Genomic DNA, 19502 nt, shown 5'->3' with positions numbered 1-19502 from the left:
GTCGTGCGAGAGCGGGAAATAGCGCAGCCGCAGGAGCCTCAGCATAGCGGCCCGAAGGGGAGGCGGGACCGACTGCGCCCCGCTCCCGCACACCATACTGCCGGCCCGACTGAAGGTCGAGGCCGAGCCTATCCGTAAACGCAGATGAAACCGAGTCCGAGATAGGTTGAGGAAAGCAGGAGAGGAGCGGGCAAATGGTGAAATCGAATGTGGTTCCGCTCAGGAGGTCGCGGAAATCCGGGGGCAAGATCGATCGCCGTGGCCCGCAGGGAAAACCTCGAACGGGACAGAACCGTCCGCGCAAATCACTGATCGCAGTCATCTCAGCTATCGTCGTTGCTGCGGCAGGCTGGCTCGCCTTCGGCGGCGCCGGCGACCTCCCCGGACTGCCGGCTGTGGCCAAGTCACCGGTAGCGGACTCATCGTCGGCCGCGTTTTCAATCTGCGGCGACGGCCGTCATGTGAATTGCGTCGTCGACGGCGACACGTTCTGGTTCAAGGGCGAGAAAATCCGCATCGAGGATATCGACACGCCGGAGCTCAGCCCGCCGCGTTGCGAGGCGGAACGGATCAAAGGAGAGGCGGCGAAGGTGCGCCTGCTGGCGCTGCTCAATGCCGGCAACTTCTCACTGGCGGTCAGCTGGCGCGACGAAGACAAGTATGGCCGCAAGCTCCGGACCGTAATGCGATCAGGACACTCGCTCGGAGACACTCTCGTCAACGAGGGCCTTGCCAGGCGCTGGGACGGTACCAGACACGGATGGTGCGGTTGAGGACCCGCGAGAGGATCGTTGCCGGATGGCCGAAACCGCCCCGCGGGTTCGGGGAGCGTAAGCGAGTAGAGCCGTGCGCCGAAGGCGTCTCGCCCAAGTCTGTCATGACCGTTCACCTATCATCACCGATGTGAATCGATCTGTGCCGACCGATTCATAAGTGTCGTTGGACGCGATTCCCGGGATCAGCGATCCTAACCTCATGATCTCGCAACCATACCATCTCTATGTCGAGCGCTCGGACGCGTCCAGGAACATGTCGCGCTACTACGCCATCTCGATCGAACCCAACCTGTTCGGGGACGTCTGTCTCCTGCGTAAATGGGGCCGCATCGGAGCCAAAGGCCAGATGATGGTCCATCATTTCGGACGGGAAGAAGAGGCCGTCGAACTGTTTCTCGATCTGCTCCGACAGAAGCGAAAACGCGGTTACCGCCCGCGCGCCTCCGTGGCGAGTTGAGAAAGGCCCGCCGAAGCGGGCCAAGAGGGCGCCTCATCGGCGCCGGTTCCAATCGGTCTCGAACGATACCTCGATCTCGACGAAGAACGGGATCTTGATCGCGAGCTTCAGGCCGAGCTTGCCCTTGCGGAAAAAGTGGCTGATCACCTTGCCGAGAGTCCGGAGCCGACGGCCGGTGGCGGCGAGGAATTGGGCGAGTTGTTGCATGGCGTTTCTCCTTTCGAAATGCGGTTATCGCAGGGGATATGCGGCAGACCGGAAAGGAGGGACGCACCCAAAGGGCCGGAACGGGTGGAGGACCTGCCGGCGACCGAATTTTGTTCGGCGAGGAGCAGCAGAAAGCGGCGGGGAAAATTCTGGCGGCGGCAGGTTGCGTCGTGACGAACGGGCTGCAACATCCCCGATGACAGATGACGGCAGGTCGAAAAGAAGAGGCTCAACTGGTCGTTCTCACCATGATCGCAATGGTCTCGTCGGCATCTCAATGGAAAGGCGGCTCTCGCCGCCTTCCGGATGATCGAGCCCGCCGCAGGATTGATTATGATCCTGTGCACCTGATGTAGCTGACCCGGGAAGCATTGACCGCGATACCGGTTTCCCGCGTGATATCCTTGATGATCGGCGCGAGTGAGCCGAGTTCGTCGGCGGTGAGCGCAATCAACCCCGGAAAGTCGATGTCGACGCCGGTATGGTCGGCCGTCAAAGCAATGGACCAATCGCCGCCATTGACGCGGTATTCGTGCGTGTCGAAATCGATGTCGAGTTCATCCAGCAGATTGATGGTGAAGCGTCCGAAGATCTCGGTCTCACCTTCGAGCCGGTATGCGGCATAGTCGTCGTCGCCGGCAAGAACGCTCCGCTCCAATGCCATGATGGTCCGGATACGACCGGCAGTCGCCTCGAGCCCTTCGAGCAGTCGCTCATGGAGGTTTCGCGAGATTTCGGTTTCGCAGCCGAAGCGGTTTGCCAGGACGACGAGCCGGAAACCGGAAAGCTTGGTGTAGAGCGCAAGGTTATGGTCAGATGTCATTGTGTGATCTCCTTCATCTTGATGACGAAGATCGGCCACTCCAGTTGCAAAGAGGGGTCAGGGACCGCGGAACGCGGCGCGCAAGCGGGGGAGCCGATTTTTCCGGGAAGCGAAGCGGCGGAAAAATTGGGGGAGACCGCGCCGTCCTTGACGCCGGATTTGCTGGAGTAAAATAGGACGTCAGAGAGAGAAGAGACCCACGGTCCCAGAGGGGGCGTGACCGTATCCGGCGTGAGCCGGAGGGGAGCGTTGAGGGGTGAAATCCCTGACAGCCGAGAGGCCGGTCGATCCGGCCGACAGGCTTATATTCCAGCAGAATGAGAGCCGCCTCAGAAAGGCGGCTCGGCTTCGATGGTGCCGACCTGTTCGGCAAGCGCCACGGCCAGATCGGCCAGGGCGAGCTGAAGCTCCGCTTCGACCTGGGCCCGCTCGACGGCGCAGCAGGCGTTCCTCAATTCGGCGCGCAGTTCCTCGATGTGCTGTTCGATGGTCATCGTCTCATCTCCTTGAGTTCGTGAAAGACGAGACGGCGGGGCGGGAAGAGATGACGGGGTCAAGGAGCGCGGACGCGACCGGCGGAGCCGGCGAGTGGGGGAGCCGATTTTGTTGGAGCGGAGGAAACCGGAGCGGAGGCAAAATTGGGGGCGACCGCTCGTCCTCGAGGCCGGCATTTCTTCCCGGCACGATAGCCTCCACTGAGCAGACATATTCCGGTTCCGTATCGCACCGAAAAAGCCGGCGGCGGGCTCGATGCCTGCCGCCTGCTTGTCTTTGTGGCCTGTTGGCCCCGCCTGGCCGGCGGGGCCGTCCGGGCCTCAGTCGCGGTTGGGGCGGGACCAGATCAGCTGGTAGCCGTCCTCGCCTTCGACTTCGGTGAGGGTTGCGTAGATCGGAGCGGGGAAGCTCGGGTCGTCCAGCTTGACCGAGAGGTAGTCGCGGTCCTGCTCGGAGCGCTTCTGCCAGGCCGCACCCAGCTCGACATTGCCGGCGTAGATGCGGAAGTGCGGGCCCTTGTCGGAGGGGTTTTCGACGCGGGCGATGCGGGCCTTGACGTTGAGGGCGAGCGTGCGGATCGAGCCGTTGAAGCCGGTTTCGGAGGTGGTGAAGGTGCCGATGGTTGCCATTGTCGTATTCCTTTTGCTGTTTCGGGCCGCGCCCATCGCGGCCTCGATGGCTGTCGCAAGGATCGGGGAAGATCGGACCGCACCTGAAAGGCCGGAATGGAATGGAGGGCGGCCGGGAGAAACTTTGTTGTTCCGCGAGGAATGGGCGCGACCGCGCTCAGGGGAAGAAAGTTTTGGAAGGCCGTTGCGGGAGGACGATCGAGGCGAAGCCGCTCTCCGGTCAGACATGCCCCATCGAGCCCGCGAATGGAGCGCCGCTGACCCTTGGCAAAGGGACGTGGCAATGGCGGCCGCGCGCAGTTGGGCCATGGCTCCGATCCCGGCGCATCGGCGGACCAATCACTCCGTCTTTAGTTCAGGCCGTACCAGGTCCCGCGACCCGCTCCATGAAGAGTCAGATGCCCCTGTTCGGTCAACACCCGAAGATGATCCTTGACGGTGTTGCGGCTCGCGCCTGTGGCCTTGGCCGCGTCCATCACCGTAACGCGCCCGCGCTCACGCGCCAGTTCGAGGATCGAGACCGACAACTCCGGCAGGTCGCCCAGCAGGATACGTTCACGCTCGATCTTGCGCTCGAGCCGCTGCTTCTGGCGCTGCAGGCTCCGGAGGAAAAACTCGACCCACGGATTCCAGTCCTGTTGATCTGTCCGGATCGTGCCCTGCGTTCGACGAAGCGCGAGATAATAGGCTTCCTTGTTCTGCTCGACAACACTTTCGAGGGAGCTGTATGGCACGTAGGTATAGCCCGCCCGAAGGAGCAGCAAAGTGGTCAAGGCTCGCGACAGGCGGCCATTGCCGTCCTGGAAAGGATGGATTTCCAGAAAGACCACCACGACGACAGCGACGATGAGCAGAGGGTGAAACGTCCCATCCTTCTCCTGGGCCTGTTGCCAGGACACCAGTTCCGACATCCGGCCCGGCGTATCAAAGGGGGATGCTGTCGCGAAGACGACGCCCAGGCTTCGCCCATCTTCGTCGAAGGCTTCGACGTTGTTGACAAGGGTTTTCCAGTTTCCCCTGTGCCGCTCATCTTTGGTCGAGTGAGCGAGCAGATCCCGATGGAGTTGGCGGATGTGATTTTCGTCAAGCGGGATCGTGTCGAAGGCGGAGAAGATAGTTTCCATTACCTCGGCATAGCCTGCGACCTCCTGTTCGTCCCGGCTGGTGAACGAGCCGATTCGAAGGTTCGAGAGCAGCCTTTCGACTTCTCGGTCGCTCAGTTTTGCGCCTTCGATACGGGTCGAAGAGCCGATGCTTTCGATCGTCGCGACCCGGCGCAAGCTGGAGAGCCGGTCTGGCGCGATACGACCGAGCGCTCGCCATGCACCTTTGAATTCGTCGATCTCGGCGATCAACGATAGGATCTCAGGCGTGATACGCAGTTTCGCCAGATCAAGGGCCGTCATCCATTATCCCATCCGTTTCCATCCGAATGGGATATGACATACCGGACTCCATTTTTCCATCCATTTTCATCCAATAAAGAGAACGGCGGAAAAAAGTCAGAGCACGGGAGAGGCCCCGCCTTGGTGGCGGGGCCGTCCGGATCTCAGTCCCGGTTGGGGCGCGACCAGATCAGCTGGTAACCGTCCTCGCCCTCGACTTCGGTGAGCGTTGCGTAGATCGGGGCGGGGAAGCTCGGGTCGTCGAGCTTGACCGACAGGTAGTCGCGGTCCTGCTCGGGGAGCGCTTCTGCCAGGCGGCACCCAGCTCGACGTTGCCGGCGTAGATGCGGTAGTGCGGGCCCTTGTCGGAGGGGTTTTCGACGCGGGCGATGCGGGCCTTGACGTTGAGGGCGAGCGTGCGGATCGAGCCGTTGAAGCCGGCTTCGGAGGTGGTGAAGGTGCCGATGGTTGCCATTGTCGCATTCCTTTTGCTGTTTCGGGCTGTCGCAGGATCGGGGACGATCGGACCGCACCCGGAGGGCCGGAACAAGGTGGAGGGCGGCCAGGAGAAACTTTGTTGTTCCGCGAGGAATGGGCGCATCGCGCTCAGGGGAAGAAAGTTTTGCAAGGCCGTTGCGGGAGGACGATCGAGGCGAAGCCGTTCTCCGGTCAGACATGCCTCATCGAGCCCGCGAAGGACGTGGCATGGCTCAGGGCCAAAGGAATATGGCGATGGCAGCCACTCCCCGACTGCCTGCCGGATCCCTGCGACGGTGGATCCACCGCCCTGTCCACATGTCAAAATCAGACGTCCGGGAACAGCCGAACAAGGGCGTTGCGTTGGCCGTTCTTCGGGCTATCGTCGTGCTCGCGAATCGTCGCCCGGAGGATCTATGCGTCAGCAGACAAAGCCGTTTATCGTAGAAATCAAGCCGTCCCGGAAGCTCAAGCCGATCGACCGAAACACCTCGATCTGGGGCAAACTGGACCTTAAGGCTGATCCTGACATGCTCTCCGCGTTGAAGCCTGAACAGGTGCCGGCCGCTGGCGAGACCAACGACCGACGCTGATGGTCCTCAGGCAGCGAGCCGCTCGCCAGCGATTTCGGGCTGCAGGCCATGCAGGAAACTTACGGCCCGCTGCGCATGCGCCGCCGCCTGGAAGATCGCCCGTCTGTCATCGGTCAGGACCTTGAGCCAGGAGCCAAGGTACGAGGCGTGATCGGGGCGGGGCTCGAGCTCGGGAGCGATGCCGAGATCGGCGCAAAGAAAGCAGCTGCCGAGTTCGGCAATCAGTTCCTCTCGCGCTCGCTCGGTTTTGTCCTTGGCATAGCGGCTGAGATCGCGGCCGAGGCGATGCGCCGGCGCCGTGAAGTGCGTGACCTCGTGACTCAAGATCGCATAGTAGCTTGCCGCATCCTTGAAGCTCTCAAACGGCGGCATCTGGATGATGTCGGCGGCCGGCGCATAGAAGGCCTGGTTCCCACCGTGGCGGATCACAGCACCGGTGTTGCGAAAGAACCGGTCGGCATGCTCGATGCGCTCGACGGGATCGAGAACCGGAGCCGGCTGGTGACGATACTGGTCGGGAAGTCCGTCGATCTGTTCGACGTTGAAGACACTGTAGGTCTTCAGGAAAGGAATCTCCCGCTCGACCTCGCCGCCATTTCCGTCGGTTTCGGGCTTGGTAAAACGGCTGGCGAAGACGACCGTGGCGCCTGTTTCGCCCTTGCGGACGGCAGCACCCAGTTCGAGGGCCTGCCTGAACGTCATCCACGTAGATGACGTATATCCCCGGGCGTTGCCCTCGGACCAGAGAAGCAGCACGTTGACGCCGGAGTACGGCTGCCCGTTATGACGCAGCGGCCGGGTAATACGGCCGGTCGTGTTCTCGGCGTTCCATGGCTTCATCCACGGCCGCACGCCCTTCGCCAGATCCTCAACGATTCTGTCCGTGATGCGGGTATAAAGATCGACCCGTCGTTTCTCCGTATTGCTCATGTCAGAGCCTCCGTTTTGGGGCCGCGCCCGTCGCGGCCCGTTGCGGAGGGTTGAAGGCAGGAGCCGATCAGCCGGCCGATGCACCGGAACGGCCGAAACTTAAGTGGAGGACGGCAGAGCCGTTGCATCTGCCGGCAGCTCCTGCAGACCCGACGGACGGAACGGGCCGCAGACGGGCGTGCCATCTGCCTGATCTCCGTTTCCTATTGACCACGTCAGCGACACCATAACAGGCCGGCTCCGCCATGGAGCCGGCCCTTATTCGCGTTTGTCGAAAGGCGGGTGGCCAGAGCCCCGCCGGCAAGGCCTAGTCGAAGGCCGAGATCTGCGCTTCGGCAGCCTTGCGGCTGAGCGAGTGACCCGGCTGTTCGACCGGCCGGTCGAAAGGCTTCCAGGTCTCGCCGATCACCTGGGCATAGGCTGCGACGGCGCCTTCGGCCGCCATTCTGAGCGAATGGGCCTGTATGCCCATGTCGGCGGCGAATTCGCGCTTGCGCTGGGCGGCGCTGTCATAGCCGACCGGACCGTCGAGGTCCTCGTCGCGGGCATCGTTGGCAGCCTTGGCCGTGGCATCGCGCGCCTCGGTGACGGCGCGGCTGTAGAACTGCCCGGCGCCGTGGGCAGAGCCGACAAAGGCACCGACGATCCGCTGCAGGTGGATCTGCATAGCCTTGTCGCCCAAGCCGTCGCCGAGCGCATCGGCGGTCTCGATGACGAGCCGTTCGTGCAGGTCGCGGATGCCGTCACTGTCGATGACGGCGGTGCCGAAACTCTCGGCGATCTTCAGCGCCTGGCTGGCGTCGGGGCACGTCAGCCGGACCATTTCGACGGTGGCGCCCTTGCGCAGCTGCACGACGCGGGCGGATTGGCGAGAGGAGGGTGCGGACTTGGCCATGATGGTTTCCTTTCGAGGTCGTCCGATCGGGCTCCGGCCCGTGCCGGCTTACCCTTCGGTGCGGTCATTCCGAACCCGCGGAAGACGGGCGTTTCAGGGTCCGGTCCTGCCTGGACGAGCGGAGCCGGTTTGCGTGCGACGAGGGCAGACTGCCCTCGAAACAGCACGCGGGCCTGTTCCGCGACGGACGGCTGGGTCCGGCCGCCCCGCGGCGCGACAGCGGCCTTGAAGCGCACGGCCGCCGGTTCAGACCGCAGCAAAACCGAAGGGCGATCCGGCAGGAGAGGAATCATGACGTCCTCGAACGAAACGACAGGCGGTCCGCCCTGTCTCCACCCTTCCGGCTCGCTGACGTCGAGCGCTTATCGATCAGCCGGCTTGGGCAATTGGTAGGCCTGCAGCCAGGTCGGACCGTGCGAGTTACGAAGCCCGCGCAGCAGACCGCAGTCATCATGCGGCGGCCCGCCCATCCAGGCGTTGTTGAGGATCGATTTCCAGCGCCGTCCATGTCTGGCGGCATAGGCCTGAAGTGCTCCCTCCTGTTCCGGCGTCAAAGGCGGCAGGGTTCCGCGCGTGCGACGAACGGCGCGCGTTTTTGGTCCGGGATACGGCCCTGCTTCCCTTGAAGTAATCAGCCGCCTGAGTTCCGCGACACCGGCATTGAGGCAGGCTTCGCCTTCGAGGTGATGGAACTGCAGCCAGAAAGCGGTTCGCTCCGCCGGTGACGCGCCGATGCCTGCCCTTCGCTCCAGGTCTCCGATCGTGCTCATGCCTTCCTGCCTCCCTGACCGGTGTTTGTGACTTTGCCGTCGGATCCGGCCCGCGCCCGCAGCGCCGCAATTGCCGCATCCTGTCGGGCGAGTCTTCTCGAAAGCGCATCGATTTCCGGCTGACGCTCGGCGGTGATCGCGGCCAGATTGGACCGGTAGCGTTCGAGGAATGCGTCTGGCTCCGGTGCCTTGCCGCGACGATATCCGGACTGGCGACCAAGCTGGGGAATGATCGTGGTCATGCGTCGCGTGATCTGCCGGTCTATCAGATCGAGCTGGTGCTGCGTCTGCCGCCGTGCCGATTCCATTCTGGTAAACTGTGCGGCGGGTTGCTCGGAATTGGACATCATGCCGCCCTCCCGCGCCAAGCGGCGAAGCTGGAGGGACCCTCATAGACGGCATGCCGCGTCTCATCGATGACGAAGCCGAAGCGGCCGACCGCATACTCGTCGCTTGACACCAGAAAGCGGCGCTCCTGCGCGTGATCGCCGCGTGTGCCGCCGATGGTGGCGATTACCTCGGTCATACCAGGGTGGTGGTCCGAACGAAGTGCTGCAGTGACGATCCAGTCGCCGGCATGTTCCCGCGCGAACGCCTCGGCGTCCCTCTCGTGAGACTCGCCGGGTGCGAGCGACCGACCGAAGATCGTTTCCCAGGCATCCGGCCAGCTGTCGCGGATCGTCTTGTCGGCGCACTTGCGCTCATAAGTCGTGAACAGGTCGGGAAAGGTCAGCGCAACGATCGCCCATGCGGCGTCCTCTTCATACCAGCCGCCACCGGTCCTGAGCATCGGGTGGACCTTGGCATTGCGGGCGTCGGAGAGCCGGAAGCCACCATGGCCTGCCGTCGTGTGGCACACGATTCCGTCTGCGTAGACGGTGGCGCCCTGCGACGGCCCCCGTGGCGTGCTGCAGGTCACCCGGACGGTCTGGCGAGAAAGTAGCCGCAGCTCGCGGCTGTGCTCGGCCTGTTCGAACATGCGGTTGCGGAACGCGGCTTCGCCCTTGACAGAGCCGTGGTGCGAATAGAAATCATCGCGGTTCAGTTCGGCAAGCGGCCGGGACACGCGCCAGGCGCTGGCAAGAAAATACTGGCCATCGCGGGTCGGAACCATGGAGAAGACGAGATCGCCCACACGCGCAACAGCCATATCGTCGGCGCTTCTGCCGAACTCCACCCCTGACGCGTCAGGGGCGGAGACCGCGGAGGATTGCGAGGGAAGTACAGTCATGCCGCAGTCCTCCCCTCGATATGACCGGCGGCGACCTCGTCGGCAGTCACCTCTTCGAGAACGGCATGGGGATATCCATGCCGGGTGAGCCATTCCGCGGCCGCCTTCAGATTGTCCGCCAAGTGGACGAGTTCTGCATTGGCGCCGGGGCGGTCGAAGACGCGAACAGATCCAAGGGCGGGCCGCTCGACGACCTTGAACGTCAGGCCGCTATCGAGCGAAAAAGTCCGGTGGATGCGGACGGTGATGATGCCATTTGCGCCGAGATCGCCTTCATGCAGCGTGAAACACGGTGTCAGGCTGGTGTTGCCGACGCCGCGCTTGCCTTCCTTGCGGATCAGCCGACCCTGGCTATTGCGCGTTTGCCAAGCTGACAGTTTCTTCTTGTGGCACTCGGGCGGTTGTGGAGTACCATCCGACCAGGCGACAATGGCGCCGATCGGGGCGAGGTCATAAATCAGAGACGCGGACATCGCGCATCCTCCTTCTAGTTTTTTGCGAGTGGTGGAAACGAAACCGCCGCCGGGAAGACCGGCGGCGGAAGATCACGCGGAGAAGGACGGGGCGGCGGCTATTCCGCCGCGATGCCGTAGGCGGTTTCCTCCTCGTCGGAGGCGGCATCACTCACCGGGTCGGCGGCGGGATCGTCATGCCCCGTCTCCGTTGGATCGCGCTCGTCGACAACGAAGCTCTCGCCCTCAGCACCGTCGCTGTCGTCGCCGGCGAGATCGTCGGCGTGCTTCATGAGAGCTGCGATGTCCTTCGGGTCAGGCGCAAACAGCGCCGCCGGAAGGACGAAGGCAGCATCGGCCGCGAAGTGATCGACGAGTGCCGCACGGGTTTCGCGGACCCGCGCCCGCGGGACGAGATTGACCGACTTGGCGGCAGCTTCAAGCGCCTGACGCGACAGGCAAAGCAGGAAATCCTCGGTCCCCATATTCGGAAGGAAACCATCCGCGCCGATTGCGTTACCGGCAATGCGCGAGACGATGCCACTGTTCGACATGCCGCGCCGGCACGAGAGCACGTCGATCAGAACGGAGCGGGCGGCGACACGTAGGCTGTCCATGTCGAACGACAACCTTCCGTCTGCGGAATAAAGGCGCGCGACATGACGCTGGAAACGCTTCGGCCCGAACACGGTGTCGTTGGCGCCGGAATCGACCCGAACATTGGTGCCGGCAAAAGCCATGACCAGTAGCGCCATCAGCATGTCGTCCTCGATCGGCGCCCTGGCGAGCGCCTCATGCAGCGCATCGGTACGGAAATCTCCGATCATGTCCTGGCCCTTCTGCGTGACCTCCGGCCTGGTCTTGCCGACGGCATCTGTGCCGTCATCGGCCTCCGTCGAAGCACCGGCGAGACCGGATCGCCCTTCGGTTTTCCTTAGCTCCGGCATCCGGTAGTGGACGCTCTGCACTTTGCCGTCGCGATCGAGATACATCGCGGTGCAATCGCCCTTGGCCGGCTTGCCGTAGACGCGTTCGGCCCTCTTCGGCAGTTCCGGCTGACCCCAATTGTTGACCTCGACGATCGCCCCCTTCTTCGGAAGGTTGCTCGCCATCCACTCCTGCTGTGCGCCGAGAAAGGCTTCGACGTTGGTCGTGTAGCGATTGTCCTCATCGGCAGGGCCGAACAGGTCCTCGGCCCATTCGATACCGTAAGCGAGGCGAAGATCGTCGCCGAAGCTTGCATCGCGAGCATACATGCGGGTTTTCGAGAGGCCGTTGGCGACTTGCCACCAGGCCGCTGTGTCGCCCTTCTTCGGTTTGTGGGCTTTCCAGACCTCTTTCTGCTCCTCGGAGGATGCCGCCGCGATCGTCCTCAGCTGCTGCTCGTTCGGCATGTCGCCCTTCGCCATCTGGTCGAGCATGGACGGCAGCACGTTGGCAAGCAGGCGGAGCTTGCGGATCTGGCGGACGGGAAGCGCGAGCGCCACGGCGATCGCCTCCTCGGTCCAGCCGAGCGCGACCAGCCGCTCGATGCCCCTCCATTGGTCGACCGGATTGAGCGGCTCGCGCGCGATGTTCTCGACCATCGAGCGCATGGCGCCGTTGTCGTTGGCCGCCTCGACGACGATCACGTCGATTTCCTCGAGACCGGCGGCGATCGCCATGCGGGTGCGCCGGTGACCGGCTTCGATGACGTAGCCGTTGCCACCGGCTTCCGGGAAAATGACCGGCGGCTGGATCACGCCGACGGCTTTGATCGTCGCCAAAAGCAGGGCGTCGGCCTGCGGCGTCGACTTCGACTGGCGGGTGTTATCAGGGTTGTCCTTCAACGCACGTGGATCGACCTTCATCAGTTGCATGGGATGCTCCTTCTCGGGGGATTTGGACACGGCCCTCTGCCTGCCCTTGTCGCGTCTTCATTCTTTTCGAAGACACCTCCCGGACCGCAGAGCGGGCGGCCGGGTGCAACTGCGGCCGAGCATTGCTGCCGCGAAGAACGAGCGGGGCTGACAGCCCTGCGAAGGACGAGTGGCCGGGATGCGGAGGCGGCGGTTGAGCGTCAGCGGCGCCCGGCTGCCGGATCGGCGACGGGTTCACTTTTTCCCCACCCCTTCTTTTTCCCTTATTGAATATTCTTTCTTCAAATCCGCTTTGAAGTAACGCATTGTCACACACATACAACCATTCCTTGCTTATACTATGGGGTGACGACGGCGCTGGCGGTCCGATGGATCGAACAAGGGGGAGGGCTCTGATGTCAGAAATCGCGTTGAAGGTATTTTCGAATGCGGACGATGTTCACCTGGTGTGGTCGCATCAGGAAGACATCGCCGGATGCCTCGGTTTCGCAATCCAGTGCAAGCGCGGCGACGGGCAGCCGAAATTCCTGTCCAATCGCGTCGGGTTCGAGGACGACGTCGAGGTCGATGCGCATGGCAAACGCTTGAGGTCGCGCCCGTCCGACATATGGCCGTTTCAGCGCTACGACTGGACCGATCATGCCGCCGATCTTGGCGATGTCATATCCTACCGCGTCATCGCGCGGGTCGTCGGAACTGATGGAAAATTGACGGACGGGCCGGCGAGCGACTGGTCGCCGACATTGCGGCTGACGGCCGATTGCGGCGACGGGGTCAGCGTCCATTTCAACCGGGGCTTTGTCCTTTCCCAGTTCATGGCGCGCTACATGAAGGAGAAGGGGATCACCCTTCAGGAGCTCAAGGAAAAAGCAGTCATCATCAGCCAGGAAGTCGACCGCAGCGTCCGCAACTTTCTCGGTGGAACGCTGCGCGAAACCGTTCTCGCCATGATGAGCGAAGTGGAGCGCACGCCAGGGCTCGAGCTTCACGCAGCCCTTTACGAACTCAGCGACGAGGAACTGCTCGATGGCCTCGCCGCCATCGGCAGTCGCGCCCACATCGTTCTTGCGAACGGGAGCGTCAAGCAGGATGGCGAGGATGAAAATGTCGATGCTCGCGCCCGTCTAAACGATGCGGGCTGCGTCATTCACGACCGGTTCCTGGCGCCCGACGGCCTTGCGCACAACAAATTCGTCGTTATCGGCGAGCGGGAGGGAGACCTGTTTCATGCCGCAAAGGTCTGGACGGGCAGCTTCAACTGGACGCCCACCGGCCTTTGCACCCAGCTCAATAACGGCATCCTGATCGAAAATGTTGAGCTGGCCACGCGTTTCGAGGCGCAGTTCGAGCTCCTCAAAGGCGCCGGAAACGGCTTCACGGACGCCCTGTTGGACTCCAACAACAGTCCGAAGCGCGACATTGCGCTCGGTGCAGCCAAAGTCGACAGCTGGTTTTCCAAACTCGGCCGCGAGATCGATATCAAGGAACTGATCGAGCTCGTAAAGGGCGCGCGCCAGGGCATTTTCTTCGTCATGTTCCAGCCCGGCAACGAACCGGTGCGCACTCTCCTTCGCATGCAGAGCGAGAAGGATCTCTATGTTCGCGGGGTCGCAACGCAATTGACGAGCAACGGGCTCGAAGACTTCAAATTGCTGAAACAGGTGCCCGAGCAGTTCTTCCTCGACACCGCCCAGGCAACCGGCGTGGACATGTCCATCGGCCGATGGGCGGTCGAGGGAACAGCGAACGAGTTCAGGAACAGTATCGGCCACGCTATCACGCATTCGAAGGTGCTGGTGATCGACCCCTTCAGCGGCGATCCCATCGTGGTCACGGGATCGCACAACTTTTCGAAGTCGGCGAGCCGCGACAACGACGAGAACTTCATCGTGATCCGCGGTCACCGGGAGATCGCGATGCACTATGCGATCAATGCGGTGCAGACCTATAACCACTATCGCTGGCGGGCTTATCTCGAAGAGGCTGAGCGGGAAAACAGGGATCCGTTTCAATTTCTGTCGCGCGATCCCAAATGGCAGCGCCGGCGCACGACCGGCGAAACCAAGCGTATGCTGGCCTTCTGGCGCCCGGAGGCTTGAGGCTGCGTCTGGAGACCAAACGATGAGCCGAACAAAAAAATGGGCCAGCGGAAGACCGCGGCCCATAAAGTGTGAAGGTCAATTAACCTCCAGAGGGGAACAGCTGGTGCGGCGGAACTGGGAGGAGACCGCCAATGCATCAGCTACGTGCAGTATGAACGTTTTTTGACCAAGCGAAAGCCATTTATTGTGCAATGCAGCTATGCGAATGCTGCGCTGCTTCTAAAACCATTCCGCGAACCGCGGCGATCCAGACTGGCGCAAACCTCAAGCGGCTTTCGACTCCGTTGCGTGTTCCTCGCGTGCTGCGACGGCCAGTGACTCGTCGACGTCGCGAAGCTGCCGGCGCTTGTCGGCAAGCTCATCCGCGAATGCGAACAGGCCGCCTTCGCGCGAACGGAAGGAGGCAAGGCGCCTGCGCGCATCTTGCAAGCGATGGCGATAGCGCTCCCGCTCGCCGTCAAAACCATCGAGCGCATGTTCGAGGCGGGAGATGGCGCCAAGCGGCGTCACGGTCACCGGCAAATCGATCTCGTAGTCCGCGCCGGTGCGCTGGAGAAGGGTCGTGTAGCGATATCCGTCGTCCCTGCCGAACCGCTCGCCGGAATAGACGAGATCGAAGCCCCCGATCGAGGCAAGGACGCTCTCGTCTTCCTGCTGGAGCTGAACAAGGGTGAGGATTTCCTTCATCAGGGCGCGACCGGCGGCCTTCCGCTCGTGGAGGGCCTCGCCTACGACAGTCATGGCGAAGGCTTCGCCCGCGGCCGGAACGAGGCGCTCGATATCCTTGCCGATTTCCGCAATCCGCCGCTCCGAGATCTCGATATCGCGTTCGGCGTCGCGGATCTGCCGGCGCACAGCGTATTGATCGTCATCATGGGCGGCACGCAGCCGTTCGAGACGGGCAATGTCCGCCTCGAGCCCCGCCTTCTGCATCAGGCGCTCGTCACCGCTGGCAATCGCCTTGGCCATGGCAAACTGATTGGCCGCTCCTTCGCCGAGATCTTCGAGCCGGCGGATCGAAGTATCGCCTGAGAGTGCCGCCGCGATGAAGCGGGCCTTGCGCTCGTTGTTCTGCCACATCGAGGCGTCAAGCGAGCCCTGGGTGGCATAGGCGAAGATATCGACTTCGTCATGCTGGTTGCCCTGGCGCACGATCCGGCCCTCGCGCTGTTCGATCTGCGAGGGCAGCCACGGAACATCGAGGTGATGCAGCGCCTTGAGGCGAAGCTGGGCATTGACACCGGTCCCCATCGTGTCCGACGAGCCAATCAGGAAGCGGACCTTGCCGGCGCGGACGTCGGCGAACAGACGCTGCTTCGCCTCGGTCTTCTTGTAGTCCTGCATGAAGGCGATTTCGTTGGACGGAACGCCCATGCGGACGAGCTCGTCCCTGATCCAGCGGTAAGCGGAAAAGCCGCGGCTTTTCTCGACATTGATGGTGCCGAGATCCGAAAAGATCATCTGCGCCGCGCCTGGGACATCGAAGGGCTTGCCGTCCGGTCGCACAAACGTGCTTTGCGACGTCTCCTGCCAAATACGGAAGGCGTTCTGGACGAGCAGGTTGAGCTTGTTGTCCGGCTCGTTGTCATTGTTCGCATCGACCAGGCGGAGATCGATGGCGGCGTGTCGCCCATCGGTGATGACCGAGAGTAGGATGTCGTCGCCGGGCTGTGCCGGTCCCTCGCGCATCTCGATCGCCTTGATACGGGCGTCGAGGATCACCTGGTAGTTCTTGAACGCCTGCGTCGGCTTGGCCGTCAGGATCTGCCGGCGGCCGGTCGAGATATCGGGCACCTTGACGTAGTCGCGGAGATCCGCGGGCATAACCACGTCGGCGAAGGACCGGAACATCGCGATCAACTCCGGCACATTGACGAAAGAAGCAAAACGGCTGACGGGCTTGTATTTGCCTGATGGCTGGATCTCCAGTTCCGTCGTCGTATCGCCGAAGGTCGAGGCCCAGGCGTCGAATTCATGCAGCCCGCGTTCGGCCAGTGCGGCGTAGCCGAGCAGGCGTTGGACCGAGAACATTTCGCCAAGCGTATTGGTGATCGGCGTGCCGGAGGCGAGAACCAGAGCGCGGCCGGGGTTCCTCGTCTCGATGAAGCGAGACTTGACATAGAGGTCCCAGGCACGCTGCGAACCGTTCGGATCGATGCCTTTCAGGGTCGACATGTTGGTGGCAAAGGAAAGCTTGCGGAATTCCTGCGCCTCGTCGACGATAATCTGGTCCACGCCGATTTCGGAAATGGTCAACGGGTCGTCCTTGCGCGTGGACAGCGCCTCCAGCCGCTCCTTGAGCCCTTCCTTGAGCCTCTCCAGCCGCTTGCGGGAGACACGGTCCTCGCTGTCGACCTTGGTCAGCAGTTCCTCGTAGAGTTCGAGCTCGTCCTGGATCATCTGCCGTTCAAACGCCGGCGGCACAGCGATGAACCGGAATGCCGAGTGGGTGATGATAACAGCATCCCATGTCGCCGTCGCCGCCCGCGACAGGAAACGAGCGCGTTTGTCCTTGGTGAAGTTGGTCTCGTCGGCGAGGAGTATGCGGGCGTTCGGATAGAGCGCGAGAAACTCGCGGGCCGCCTGCGCCAGGCAATGTCCCGGTACAACCAGCATCGCCTTGGCGATCAGCCCGAGCCGGCGCTGTTCCATGATCGCGGCCGCCATCGTCATCGTCTTGCCGGCGCCGACGGCGTGGGCGAGATAGGTCGAGCCGGACGAGATGATGCGCCAGATGCCCCGTTTCTGGTGTCCATAAAGAATAAAGGCGCCGGAGGCGCCAGGAAGGTTCAGATGGGAGCCGTCAAACTTTCGAGGCGCGATATTATTGAATCGATCGTTGTAGACCCGCGCCAGCCGATCGGTGCGATCAGGGTCGGTCCACACCCAATTCTGGAAGGCCGTCTTGATCTTCTGCAGCTTGTCGCGAGCGGCTTCGGTATCGACGACATTCAGCATGCGCCGCTCGCCGTCTGCATCCTTGAAGACGTCGAAGATCTGCGGCACCCGGCTGTTCAGCGCATCGGCGAGCAACTCGCCGGCGTGGCGTCGGTCGGTGCCCCATTCGGATGTGCCGGCCGCCGTCCATCCGAGTTGCCGGGCCTCGACTGTCCATGAGCCGAGTTCCGGCATGTGATGGATCCTGATCTCCGCGCCCATCGTCTCCTGGACGAAGTCGACGATATCGGCCGCGGAAATCCACGGTGCGCCCAGCCGGGCGGTGATATCAGACGGGCGGAGATCAGCCGGCTGCACCGCCTGAAGCGCACGGACATTGCGCTGATAAGCGGGATCGAGGCCGGCCGCGGCTTCTGCAACGCCAAGCTTGGTGCGCACAGCGCCGGATAGATAGGCGTCCGAAGTTTGCCAGGAGCCGTCGGCCGGATCGCGAAAAACCGTGTCACCGAGCGCATCGAGAACCGCATCCGTGTCGCAATGGAGAAGCTCGGCGATATGATACAGATCGACCCGACCGCGCTCGTTGAGGACGACGGCCAAGGCATCGGCTGCAGAGGTGATGACGGGCGGAGAAGGGGGCGCGATGACACGTTCGGAGAAAATCGGCCCGGGCCTGGCGGTGTCGGTTTCGAGGTCATAGTCCTCGATGGAGGCGACCAGCCAGCAGTCCGGATCATCGCGAAATGGCAAAAGGTTCGGCTGGCGATGGGTTTCACGAACCTCGCCCGTCGTCTCATCCTCGATGATCATAACCGTGGTGTGATTGATCGGCCCGAAGTCGCGCACGAAGTTCGACCAGGCGATGCGCAGCCGCACTTGGCAGTCGCGCCACGGCCGGTCCAGTTCCTGGGCTTTCAGGACGTCGCGCACGGCATCGCGGATCGGGATCAGTTTGCGAATGATCCGGACGTGTTTTTCCGAAATTCCCTCGGCGCTGCGGGCCTTGCGCACATAAACCGGAACAGGCTCGCTGTCGACCACCTGCATGAGGCCATGCCTGACATCGATGAAATAGCTGCCTTCGCGCACCTTGGCATTGTCGGGACTGAGATCGACGATCTCGGCAAGCTCGTCCTCCAGATCGATGTCGATGGCGGTCGGCTCGCCGTCATAAAGGCCTTCCGGAAGAAGGGCGATGGCTGCCGTCAGCGCCGCGTCTAGTTCCTCGCCAGCGCGTGGCCGGCACGTATAGGTCTCCCCGAAGGGACCGGAGGTCAGGGCATGATCGCCGAGAACAAAGTCCGGATGCCGCGCGAACCACCTGTTCACGCGGATCACTCCCTCGTCTTCGGCAGCCGGCCGGACCTCCTCCAGTTCGAGCCACGAAAGGTCGCCTTCCGGTTCACCTGCCTTTCGCTTGCGGAAGAAGAGGATGTCGACCACGACGTCGGTCCCTGCGTCACGCCGAAAACTGCCTTCGGGCAGTCGGATTGCGGCGATCAGGTCTGCGGTCTTGGCAATGTGTTCGCATGCGGTGCGATCCGCCTTGTCCATCGTGCCGGCGCTGGTGACAAAGGCGGCCAGGGCGCCCGGCTTCAGGAGATCGATCGATCGGGCAATGAAGTAATCGTGCAACCGAAGACCGAGCGCACGATATTGCCGGTCGGAGCGAACCGTCCGATCGGAGAAGGGCGGATTGCCGATGGCAAGATCGTAGATCGCATTGAGGTCGGCGCGCGCGAAATCACCGTTGATGATGCGCGCCTTCGGCTGCAGCAGTTTCGCGATGCGGGCCGTGACCGGATCGAGCTCGATCCCGGTAACGTAGCTTACTTCGCGATACTTTTTCGGCATCAGCGCCGGAAACAGGCCAGTTCCGATCCCCGGCTCGAGCACGCGGCCGCCGCGCCAGCCGAGCCGTTGCAAGCCTTTCCAGATCGCCCGGATGACGAATTCGGGGGTGAAGTGGGCATATTGGGTGCAGCGGGCGAGCGACGCGTATTCGCCCTCGTTGACGGCCGATTCCAGTGAGCTCCCAAGGTCGTCCCAACCCGTGCGGAAATCAGTTTCGCCCGGCCGCCGGAACATGCCGTTTGCCAGCTCGCCGGCGCCGAAACCGGTGAACCGGATCAGCCTCGCCTGCACGGCCGCGGTCGCCGGCAGGTTCATCTTCTCGATTTCGTTGGCGGTGAGGATGGCCGCGACGTTGATGCGTGCCCGCTCCTTCCAGGTCGCGGCGAGGTCGCGGTCGCCATCGTCGAGATAGAAGTTGGCGCGCTGCCCCTGCTTTCGCGGGACCGGCCGGTTGGTCGCCGGCAGAGCCCGCGCCGGCGCAGGAGAGGGCGGGGTCGGATCGGGCTCGTCGTCGTTGGCGGCAAAACCGCCGAACGCCGTGACGCCAAGACCAAGTCCTGACGACAAAGCGCTGCTGCCAAACATATCGAGGGTGAAGGGATCGGTGCTCATCGAAAGCTCCTTATAAGCGAGCGTCATCGATCTGCCGCAAGGGGCAGTCGAGGAACG

Annotated in this window: 17 protein-coding genes and 1 pseudogene; 4 read left to right on the top strand and 14 right to left on the bottom strand. The window is 62.7% G+C overall.

What is annotated here, in order from left to right; all coding sequences use genetic code 11:
• The first annotated feature begins 311 nt into the window (after nucleotides 1-311).
• Entirely contained in the window at nucleotides 312-773 is a 462-nt protein-coding gene (locus FHT75_RS29620) for a thermonuclease family protein (RefSeq protein ID WP_409527372.1), read from the top strand.
• 202 nt (nucleotides 774-975) lie between these two features.
• Nucleotides 976-1233 carry a WGR domain-containing protein gene (locus FHT75_RS29615; protein WP_183845371.1) on the top strand — a complete coding sequence of 86 codons (258 nt, stop codon included), beginning with the start codon at nucleotides 976-978 and terminating at the stop codon, nucleotides 1231-1233.
• 33 nt (nucleotides 1234-1266) lie between these two features.
• On the opposite strand, the gene FHT75_RS29610 is transcribed toward FHT75_RS29615, so the two are convergent.
• From FHT75_RS29610 to FHT75_RS29585, 6 genes and pseudogenes are all read right to left on the bottom strand, one after another.
• Nucleotides 1267-1440, bottom strand: a complete 174-nt coding sequence (locus FHT75_RS29610) for a hypothetical protein (RefSeq protein WP_183845370.1) — start codon at nucleotides 1438-1440, stop codon at nucleotides 1267-1269.
• Between the two features lie 331 nt (nucleotides 1441-1771).
• Nucleotides 1772-2263 (bottom strand): hypothetical protein, encoded by a 492-nt coding sequence (locus tag FHT75_RS29605; RefSeq protein ID WP_183845369.1) that lies wholly within the window; start codon nucleotides 2261-2263, stop codon nucleotides 1772-1774.
• Nucleotides 2264-2592: 329 nt separating this feature from the next.
• Nucleotides 2593-2757 (bottom strand): hypothetical protein, encoded by a 165-nt coding sequence (locus FHT75_RS29600; RefSeq protein WP_183845368.1) that lies wholly within the window; start codon nucleotides 2755-2757, stop codon nucleotides 2593-2595.
• A 321-nt stretch (nucleotides 2758-3078) separates the two neighbouring features.
• Nucleotides 3079-3387, bottom strand: coding sequence for a DUF736 domain-containing protein (locus tag FHT75_RS29595; RefSeq protein WP_011427400.1), 309 nt, complete (start codon nucleotides 3385-3387; stop codon nucleotides 3079-3081).
• A gap of 350 nt (nucleotides 3388-3737) precedes the next feature.
• Nucleotides 3738-4742: a Fic family protein gene (locus tag FHT75_RS29590; RefSeq protein ID WP_246712990.1), complete on the bottom strand. Its 1005-nt coding sequence runs from the start codon at nucleotides 4740-4742 to the stop codon at nucleotides 3738-3740.
• A gap of 194 nt (nucleotides 4743-4936) precedes the next feature.
• Nucleotides 4937-5247 (bottom strand): annotated as a pseudogene (locus FHT75_RS29585) (DUF736 domain-containing protein).
• Nucleotides 5248-5665: 418 nt separating this feature from the next.
• Here FHT75_RS29585 and FHT75_RS29580 point away from each other — a divergent pair.
• On the top strand, nucleotides 5666-5842 hold the full coding sequence (locus tag FHT75_RS29580; protein ID WP_183845366.1) for a hypothetical protein: 177 nt from the start codon (nucleotides 5666-5668) through the stop codon (nucleotides 5840-5842).
• Nucleotides 5843-5848: 6 nt separating this feature from the next.
• Here FHT75_RS29580 and FHT75_RS29575 read toward each other — a convergent pair whose 3' ends face one another.
• The 7 genes from FHT75_RS29575 to FHT75_RS29545 form a co-directional block, all read right to left on the bottom strand.
• The gene (locus tag FHT75_RS29575; RefSeq protein ID WP_183845365.1) at nucleotides 5849-6772 is read right to left on the bottom strand and encodes an ArdC family protein; all 924 of its coding nucleotides are present in this window, start codon (nucleotides 6770-6772) and stop codon (nucleotides 5849-5851) included.
• Between the two features lie 307 nt (nucleotides 6773-7079).
• Nucleotides 7080-7667, bottom strand: a complete 588-nt coding sequence (locus FHT75_RS29570) for a hypothetical protein (protein WP_183845364.1) — start codon at nucleotides 7665-7667, stop codon at nucleotides 7080-7082.
• Nucleotides 7668-8029: 362 nt separating this feature from the next.
• Entirely contained in the window at nucleotides 8030-8437 is a 408-nt protein-coding gene (locus FHT75_RS29565; protein WP_183845363.1) for a hypothetical protein, read from the bottom strand.
• Entirely contained in the window at nucleotides 8434-8787 is a 354-nt protein-coding gene (locus tag FHT75_RS29560) for a hypothetical protein (protein ID WP_183845362.1), read from the bottom strand. Before FHT75_RS29560 ends, FHT75_RS29565 begins: the two co-directional genes overlap by 4 nt.
• Entirely contained in the window at nucleotides 8784-9668 is an 885-nt protein-coding gene (locus FHT75_RS29555; protein WP_183845361.1) for a DUF7007 domain-containing protein, read from the bottom strand. The genes FHT75_RS29560 and FHT75_RS29555 overlap by 4 nt, the downstream gene beginning before the upstream one ends.
• The gene (locus FHT75_RS29550; RefSeq protein ID WP_183845360.1) at nucleotides 9665-10141 is read right to left on the bottom strand and encodes a hypothetical protein; all 477 of its coding nucleotides are present in this window, start codon (nucleotides 10139-10141) and stop codon (nucleotides 9665-9667) included. Before FHT75_RS29550 ends, FHT75_RS29555 begins: the two co-directional genes overlap by 4 nt.
• A 98-nt stretch (nucleotides 10142-10239) precedes the next feature.
• Nucleotides 10240-11979, bottom strand: a complete 1740-nt coding sequence (locus FHT75_RS29545) for a ParB/RepB/Spo0J family partition protein (protein ID WP_183845359.1) — start codon at nucleotides 11977-11979, stop codon at nucleotides 10240-10242.
• Between the two features lie 395 nt (nucleotides 11980-12374).
• Between FHT75_RS29545 and FHT75_RS29540 the strand changes: the two genes are divergently transcribed.
• The gene (locus FHT75_RS29540; RefSeq protein ID WP_183845358.1) at nucleotides 12375-14078 is read left to right on the top strand and encodes a phospholipase D-like domain-containing protein; all 1704 of its coding nucleotides are present in this window, start codon (nucleotides 12375-12377) and stop codon (nucleotides 14076-14078) included.
• A 267-nt stretch (nucleotides 14079-14345) separates the two neighbouring features.
• Here the strand turns inward: FHT75_RS29540 and FHT75_RS29535 are convergent, their stop codons facing one another.
• Entirely contained in the window at nucleotides 14346-19445 is a 5100-nt protein-coding gene (locus FHT75_RS29535) for a helicase-related protein (RefSeq protein ID WP_183845357.1), read from the bottom strand.
• Nucleotides 19446-19502: the final 57 nt, after the last annotated feature.

The sequence above is a fragment of the Rhizobium sp. BK112 genome, from assembly GCF_014193215.1.
GTDB lineage: Bacteria > Pseudomonadota > Alphaproteobacteria > Rhizobiales > Rhizobiaceae > Rhizobium > Rhizobium anhuiense.
Note: the sequence above shows the minus strand (reverse complement) of the source record. Positions and strands in the feature narration are given on the sequence as shown.